Raw genomic sequence first — 8064 nt, 5'->3', positions numbered from 1 at the left:
GGCGAGAAACCGGGTTTCTTGACACTCTCTGTGGCAATCCCGATATACCGATCGCCTAAGAGGGAATACTTTCCGAGGGTTGCGTTAACTTTTGGCCGATGCGGGGTTCTGTGCCAGAAAGCAGGCGATTGATATTGCTGCGGTGTAGCCATATAACATACATCGAAGCCGCTAACATAAACATTTGATAGGACAGGGGTTGATGCATCGCAAACATGATCCCTGGGAGGGCGATCGCCGCTAACATCGAACTGAGGGAGACAATGCGGGTAAAGGCTAGGACAATTCCAAAGACTCCAAACCCAGCTAGGGCGATCGCCCAATTTAGGGCAAATAGCACCCCTAAACTGGTGGCAACCGCCTTTCCACCTTTGAAATTAATCCAGACTGATTTGGTATGACCGAGTAGCGCCCCTAATCCAGCGAGGATGACCATCCAAGACAACCAACTCGCAGCCGGTACAGTACCCCCAATTAATTCCTGGACCCCTGGCAAAGCGTAAGCGAAACGCATCAGGGCGATCGCCGCCATCCCTTTTAAAATATCCACTAAAAACACCACCAAAGCCGGTCCTTTCCCCACGGTTCTCAGGACATTCGTCGCCCCCGTGGAACCCGACCCTTCTTGGCGAATATCAATTCCCTTCAACTGTCGAGCCACAATATAACCTGTAGGGAATGAACCAAATAGGTAGGCAGCGATTAACAAAAGTCCATTTAAAAGTAACCACAAACTCATAAACTTTTATCCTCAGTTTTAAGCAATTTAGAGTCAAGTTTGGGGTTGGTCCTTATGTAAGGACCAAAGACCCAAAGGGTTAAAGGGTAGGAAGTTCTGGGTCAGCGGCAAATGCTAACCAGAGGGGAAATTGGAGGAGAGAAAGGTTAATTTGGTTTTCCGTTTCATCAATCAAAATGAGGGGAACTTGCTTCTGTTTGAGCAAGCGGTCCGCTTTTTGGGCGAGAGCTTCGGGAACCTCAAATAGCACCACGCCGCCTTCTGGACCAAAATCAATCCGGGAAATGCCGAGAGAGTCCTGCAAACCCCTGCGCCATTCGCCGAGACGTTCGGGAGAATTGGCCAGGACCAGAGTGCGGAGGCGATCGCCATAGAGGCTCTTCAGGACCGAAATGGCTGCCGATGCTACCAGAATATTTTGCAAGCGACTCCCCAAGGACCGGACTGCACCTCTTGCACCTTGGGTAAAAAACCAGTTGGAGAGACGTTCGGCGTGTACGGGTTCAAAGGTGCGCCGGACTTGCCACGGAGGACCATAATAGTCCGGCATGGTGCGATATTTATCCAGCAACCGGCGAATCTGTTTTGCTCGGTCTTGAAACGGCTGTTCTGCAAAGGTTGGAGTGGGTGCGCCAGTGCGATCGCCTCCTTTTGCGGATTTAGGAGGCATCTTCGCCGGTTCTGGTTCCGGAGGGGCTAACTCCAGTTGCTCCACCGAAGTGACCAAATCCTGCAAACTGCCGGAAAGATAGTCTTTAAATCCCTGAACCCGAATGGCTAAGTCTTGGGACACCCCAGCAAAGGTAGTCCGCATTTCTGTCCGGATGCGTTCCTGGCGGCGTTCGAGTTGTTCGACAGAGATTTGTAAATTATGCTTGCGCTGTTCGAGTTCGGTTAAAGCATCTTGGACCAGGCGACCGATCGCCGCTTGGGTTTCTGTCTGTTCTTGCCAGAGTTCAGCACGATTCCCTTGCAACTGCACAATAGCGGCTTTAAGTTCCCGTTCTTGCTCCTGTAATTGCGCCACCCTTCGTCCCAAGGATGCCGCTTCATCCTCAATCGCCAACGGGGGAGTTGCCATCTCCTCAGTCGGTAGTTCTTCAGTCGGTAGTTCTTCAGGCGGTTGTTCTTCCCCCGGTTGTTCTGCCGGTTCCACCGGGAGTTCCGCTGACGGTTCCCAGTTCTGGGACTCCGCCTCTACTAGGGTCAACTCCGGTAGGGGCGATGCCGTTTCATCGGGGAAAGCGGGTTCTGCCTCTTTCCAGAGGTCTTCCGAGAGATTTATCCCCTGAGTGGAATCCGCCGAGACTGATTCGGAGGAGGAAGCCTCAAACGGCTCTGGGGAGTCGGATTTGTCCTGAGTTTCTAAGGGTTCTGGATTGTGTGTTTCGTCTGCATTCATGGCAAAATATTTTAAACTTTAGAGATGACCCAGAGCCGATCAGGGAGTTAGGAAAGCGGGGATGCGTGCTGTCAACGAACCATTTAAGGGCCCGATCGCGCCTGTAGCCTAACAGTGGGGATAGGGTGGGTTTTCAAAGGGGTAAAAGAAGCGGTGGCATAACGGTGGCGATCGCCCTTAAATCCGGGGACAGCGTTCTTCCAAACAGGCTTGAAGTTGTTTGGGATCGAACAAAACCGGCAAGAAATGGATGCTTTTGACTTCCTTAAAGTAAAACAAAATTGGAACTCCGGGCCAGAAAATTCGCCAATTGATCCATTCTGCGTAAGGAAAGCATCGAATCAAGTTTCCTGAGCGATAAACATCTAAGGCATTCGGGGTAAATTGCAGGCGAATGGTTGCCGCTTGGACCATTAAAAATAACCCAAAGGCGGCCAAAGGTAAACTCGCCAAAGGTTGGACGGCCAACAGCGGAATACTGCCGATGATAAAAGCCCAAGGCAGGACGTAACTGGGAGTCAGTTCTTGAGTTGAGGTGGAAGTTGGTGTGGAAGTTGGTGTGGAAGTTGGTGTGGTCACAACAGTACCCTGTATTGCGATCGAGGCTGATATAGCGAGTCTTTCAGGAATTTAACAACTGGATCGGCTCCCCTCTCCCGTTCTGGGAGAGGCCTGTCCTGAGCCCTGAGCCCTGAGCCCTGAGCCCTGAGCCCTGAGCCAGTCGAAGCCTGTCCTGAGCCCTGAGCCAGTCGAAGGGTCGAAGGGTCGAAGCCTGTCCTGATCCCTGAGCCAGTCGAAGGGTCGAAGGGGGTCGAAGGGGGTTGGGGGCCGCCGACGTCCATTCGCCTAATCATTTAGAACCGCTATAGAGAATGGAATGTTTCTATTTTAGAGGTTCAGTTACTCAATCCAGTTAGAACACGCCACTACCGATGCCGCGAAACATCAGCCAAGAGAGAAAGAAGTTGAAGGTAAAGATGGCGAGTAGGGAGGTGACGACTGCAGTGGTGGTGGATTGTCCCACTCCTTTGGCCCCTCCGGTGGTGGTCAAGCCCCAGCTACAGCCAATGATGCCGATTAACCCGCCAAAGCACAAGGCTTTAACTGAGGCGGTGATTAAGTCCCAGGTTTGAACTAAGTTGCGGACGGAATCGAGAAAGACGACTTGGGAAATGGGGTAGAAATTGGTGGCGATCAGCATTCCCCCGATCATTCCTGTGGCAAAGGAGAGGAGGGTTAACACGGGTAGCATGATACAGCAGGCGAGGACTCGGGGAATGACGAGGTAATCGATGGGGTCGGTTTTGAGAATATAGAGGGCGTCGATTTGTTCGGTGACTTGCATGGTGCCAATTTCTGCGGCAAAGGCAGAACCGACTCGTCCAGCGAGGACGATCGCGGTCAAAACCGGGGCCAGTTCCCGCGCTAGGGCGATCGCCAGGACCCCACCGACGGCGCTGCCTGCCCCAAAGTTGAGGAACTCCCGCGCCACCTGGATGGTGAACACCATGCCGACAAAGCTGGCGGTGAGGAGGGCGATAAACAGGGAATCAGGTCCGACGAGGGCCATCTGTTCGATGGTGTTACGTCGGTGGATTTTTCCGGAGACGAGGTGAAATATCACCTGTCCACCGAGAACGATTGCGGAGAGCAATCGCTGGAACCATTGGCTTAAGTTGGAGGTTGACTTAGTTTGAGTCAAAGGAGTGTTGAGGGGGGTAACGACAGGTGAAGGTAGAGTTGTTTACAAATTTTAAACAACTTTTTTAATCAAAATTTAATATTTGTGACAGAACTGTTTGAGGACTGCGATCTTGCCTATCTTATCAAAATCTCCGGGGACGCGAATAAAGGCCCCCATCTCCCCCATCCACCCCAAATCAAAAGCCGGTAGCACTCACCGTGACTACCGGCTTTTGATTGGAGGACTCAAACATTGCTATATCCAGGAGGAAAAGGCTATTCGATAGGAATGTTTGAGGTGAGGAAAAAGTCTGTTTTTGACTTAGGGTTCGCATCGCCCACTACCGCGTCCAACTTGGCGATGAGTTTTCGTCATCGGACAGTTGGGTTGAGGTTGGGTAGAATTGATGAGCTTTTGAGCCAGCAGAATGCTATCAGTCGGGGACTGTTCTCCTCCAGAAGCGCGGAAGTCCCGGCGGCTGCAACCTGGTTTGCTATCTTCGGTTTCACAGGGATTAGTCTGGCTGGTTTCCGAGGGTAAGGTGAAGCGTGCTAACGAGGCATGAGAAAAGAAGCCGTTACTGTAGGTAGCCAAAAGGTCTGCCGGGTAAGACTTGGCACTAGGAGCAAGATTGGCAACTAAGAGGGTAGAGAGAACAAGAATAGTAGAGAAGCGCATAAAGGAAGTGCTTAGGATAACTGATATTCCCTAATACGCATTCCTTACGCTCTATCTGGACAAGAAAGATAGAAAAAATAAATTGTTTTTGTAGGGGGTTGATAATAGTCCACCCTGCAAGTCGAGAAGACATTAATACAAAAGGTTTCCAGAAATTTTTACCCCTTTAATTTTTGCATTCAATCCCCCTTTACACACCCTAATTTAAAAAGAATTGAACTTTTTATCTGCCCAGGAAGTCATAGCTCATTTTCTGTCTAAAGAGTTCCCTATTTGTATAAAGTTTTGATGAATTTTTGCGGATTTATGGCTTTTTCTTTATAAAAAGTTTAAGGAACGATACAATTAACTCAATCGTTAAGAATCCGCAAAGTAGGGATTTTATCCGTGGAATTACGGAAAATACTACCGAGGATTTAAATTGATTGTGAATCTTCGGTTTCTTTCGGTTTTGGAGTAAAGTCTGTAATCCACGGACATTGGCGATAATGTGCGTCTAGGGCATCTAGGTTCGGTTGATCCGCTTCCTCCTCTGGGACACTCAGCCGCCGACCGGCTAATTTGCCATAGTTGGTTTTCTCTAATTCGGGAGAAAGCATGACTTGTAACGTTCCCGGTTCGATCGCAATTTGCTTGGCTGCGAATAAGCGTTGAATATCCGCCCGTAAAATTAAGCCATTCCAGATATCCGTCGAACGAGTTAGCTGATGGGGGTCGAGACGAACCACTTCCAGGGCCGCTGCTACATCACAGCCGGTAATGGGGCATCGTCCTTTATAAGCCGCCAATAACTGACGGCGAAAGGCTTTGTAATGGAGTGGGTTCGCGCATAAAGCTAAGACTAAAATCGCCAAAGCACCGATGCACAATCCGGCGATCGCACCGAAGGCTAAGGTTGTAATAAACGGTTGATTGGCTTTGGTTTCGGCAACTTGGGGGGATTCGGCAATCCTCAAACTGCTGATCATTTCCCCTTGCGCCGTTGTCGCTTCCGTCACGGCGGTTTGGATCTTAGTCAGTCTTTCTTGTTTGAGGGTCACCTCTTGTTGCAGTTGCGATCGCGCTGCCTCATCATCACCATAATACGCATCCAAATTTTGTTGGGCGCCTTGGAGTTCTTGACGCGCTTGGGAGAGGCGGAAATTTAGCTGTTCCACCACACCATTGAGACGAGCCCTATTAATGAGTTGACTCTGCTGAACCATTGCCTGCATCAGTCCCGATGCAGTTTGGAGGGCGCGTTGGGAGTTATTATCTCGATACATCACCCGGAGAGACCCGGAGGTTTCGGGACTGGGGAGTTTCAATAACAGGCGATCGCGAACTTCCACCGGAGACAGATTCACATTATCTGCTACAGCTTGAATCACATTATCCGCCAACAGTAACCGGACCAACTCTTCCGGCTGAGAAAATTGCTGCCCTTGATTAATAATTTGCCGGGTTGTTTCCGATAAAGAATCCGTCGGTTGATTCCCGCGCAAAGAACCCGTGGCGATATATTTGGGAACGGGTTCTATCTGCAAAGCCATGACGCCTCCCATGCCCAATCCGGCAGTCATCAGCGCCAAAATCAGCCATTTATAACGATTTAAGCTGTGAACATATCGGGAAACAAAATAAAAATTCATGGTTTGCAGACACCGGATTAAAGGGTTAGCAAAATCAGGGAATTAAACCGTTAGCGCAGGGTAACCGGGGGTGCATCTGAGTTAGGCAACCACCACCCCGCCCTACGGGCACCCCTCCAAAGGAGGGGAATTTTCCCCATTCCCCTCCTTTGGAGGGGTGCCCGTAGGGCGGGGTGGTGACTCTGGAGGGGTGCCCGTAGGGCGGGGTGGTGACTCTGGAGGGGTGCCCGTAGGGCGGGGTGGTTCAGGCTGGGTCGGGGTAGGGGTTAGCTCAACACTCGCAACAGTGAGATGCAACCGAGTTTTCTCCCTATTCTAACCCGTTGACGCGGAACGCTGACCAGTAGAGACGATCGCTAAAAGGAGTCTGGCGATTGTAGCGGCTGAGTCTGAGTTGAAAACGGGCTAAATCGTCCTCAGAGAACTCCAGGGTATCCTTGCACCAGTCTAGGATTTGGGCGGGGGTGCGGGTGCGGAACCAAGTCTGTGCCGCTTGTAAGGCTTGGGGAATCGTGCGGGTGGGAGTGAGTTCCTCATAGAAGCGGACGGCAAGGAAAGCCGTCGCAAAATCATCCACACACCAGAGGGTATCCACCACAGTGCCACTCCCGGCGTAGAGGAGGGCGTTCGCGAGGCCGATATATTCATCAGTGATGCGGCTATCCAGGCGGCCCGTTTCGCAGGCTGAGAGGATGACTAGGCGGCAGGTGAGTTTGAGGTTGCGGTAGATTTCCGCAGCAGTGAGGCCCTGGAGTTCCGTGTCGAAGCGGCGGCCATCCCGGAGGGTGAGGGTGCGCGCATCGTCCGGGGGGGCGGGACTGTTTCCGGCGAGGATGAGGGCAGAGTTGAGGGGGTTGGCGCTGTTGAAGCCGCCATGACAGGCGAAATGGACAATTTCGCTGCTGTGGAGTTGGGCGCGGGTGGTGGATTCCTCGAAGGCGGCTTTATTGGCTTTGCGGTGTTTGAGGATGTAGGGGTTGGGGAGGAAGCGGGGGCGAATCAGGTCAATTTCGACATCGGTGTAGGGGAGGTCTTCGGTGGGGTTTTGGACAGCGAAGAAGGGGGCGGTGGGGGCCGTGTGGGGGCGGCTTTGGAGGTAGGCGAGGATTTGGCAACTGGGAGCATAGCGCACCCCCTGGACAAAACAATCCTGTAGGGGCGCAATGCGCAGGCCCTCCGGGATGGGGCCTGCGCATTGCGCCCCTACGGGTTGGACGGGGAGGGTGAGGGCGTGGAGGGGGAAGAGGTGGAGGTAGAGGTGGGGGATGAGGATGAGGTGCTCGCAGGGGTCGGGGCAGTGGGTGAGGAGTTGGGGGAGGTCCAGGAGTTGGGCGAGGTGGTCGAGGCGTTCCTCTAGGGCATCGTACCAACTGGCTGCGCGGTAGTCGTCGTTATAGGTTTGGTTGAATTCATCCAGGGCGCGGCGTTGGTCCCGGCTGTAGCGGTGGGGGTGGATGTGGGTTTGGCCGTTGCTGTGGGTGATTAGGAAGGCGTAGGCTCCTAGGTCGGGGTCTTGGGGGAGGAACCATTCCAGGATGGCGCTGGTGGGGGTGAGGAGTTGGCTGAAGTCCGGGAGTTCGGGTTTGACGGCTTCAAATTCGTTAAAAGTGGGGTCGTTGATTTCCGCCAGGAGGGCTTTCCGTTGGGCGAGGAGGTCGGTGAGGGGGTTGTTGGGCGAGGCGATGGGGGTCAGGTCGAGGCTGCGCTGACCCGGTTGGGAGTCGCTGGGCTCGGCTGGGGGTTGGTCGTCGAGGGCATATTGCAGGGCGGCGATTTCCCGGTTGAGTTGGTCGTAACGTTCGCGTTGTGCGGGGGTGGCGTTTTCCGGGAGGCGGTTGGCGTTGTGGAGGAGTTCGATGAAGGTGCGGGCTTTGCTGCGTTCGACGGTGAGCAGGGCTTGTTCGGGGCGATCGAGGTTCAGGCAGGCTTC

At 52.9% G+C, this 8064-nt stretch carries 7 protein-coding genes; all 7 read right to left on the bottom strand.

What is annotated here, in order from left to right; all coding sequences use genetic code 11:
- Positions 1 to 55: 55 nt before the first annotated feature.
- On the bottom strand, positions 56 to 739 hold the full coding sequence (gene plsY / locus J0895_RS14545; protein WP_207088788.1) for a glycerol-3-phosphate 1-O-acyltransferase PlsY: 684 nt from the start codon (positions 737 to 739) through the stop codon (positions 56 to 58).
- 79 nt (positions 740 to 818) lie between these two features.
- A complete protein-coding gene (locus tag J0895_RS14540; protein ID WP_207088787.1) occupies positions 819 to 2141 on the bottom strand; it encodes a DUF3086 domain-containing protein in 1323 nt (440 codons plus the stop codon).
- Between the two features lie 177 nt (positions 2142 to 2318).
- Entirely contained in the window at positions 2319 to 2720 is a 402-nt protein-coding gene (locus J0895_RS14535; RefSeq protein ID WP_207088786.1) for a DUF3119 family protein, read from the bottom strand.
- 334 nt (positions 2721 to 3054) lie between these two features.
- The gene (locus J0895_RS14530; protein WP_207088785.1) at positions 3055 to 3843 is read right to left on the bottom strand and encodes an MlaE family lipid ABC transporter permease subunit; all 789 of its coding nucleotides are present in this window, start codon (positions 3841 to 3843) and stop codon (positions 3055 to 3057) included.
- 303 nt (positions 3844 to 4146) lie between these two features.
- Entirely contained in the window at positions 4147 to 4503 is a 357-nt protein-coding gene (locus tag J0895_RS14525; protein WP_207088784.1) for a hypothetical protein, read from the bottom strand.
- 416 nt (positions 4504 to 4919) lie between these two features.
- Complete coding sequence (locus tag J0895_RS14520; protein WP_207088783.1) at positions 4920 to 6134, bottom strand: hypothetical protein; 1215 nt, start codon at positions 6132 to 6134, stop codon at positions 4920 to 4922.
- 310 nt (positions 6135 to 6444) lie between these two features.
- The coding region (locus J0895_RS14515; RefSeq protein WP_207088782.1) for a CHAT domain-containing protein at positions 6445 to 8064 on the bottom strand (1620 nt) is incomplete at its 5' end.

Origin of the sequence: Phormidium pseudopriestleyi FRX01 (assembly GCF_017313335.1) — a bacterium.
Taxonomy (GTDB): domain Bacteria; phylum Cyanobacteriota; class Cyanobacteriia; order Cyanobacteriales; family Laspinemataceae; genus Laspinema; species Laspinema pseudopriestleyi.
Note: the sequence above shows the minus strand (reverse complement) of the source record. Positions and strands in the feature narration are given on the sequence as shown.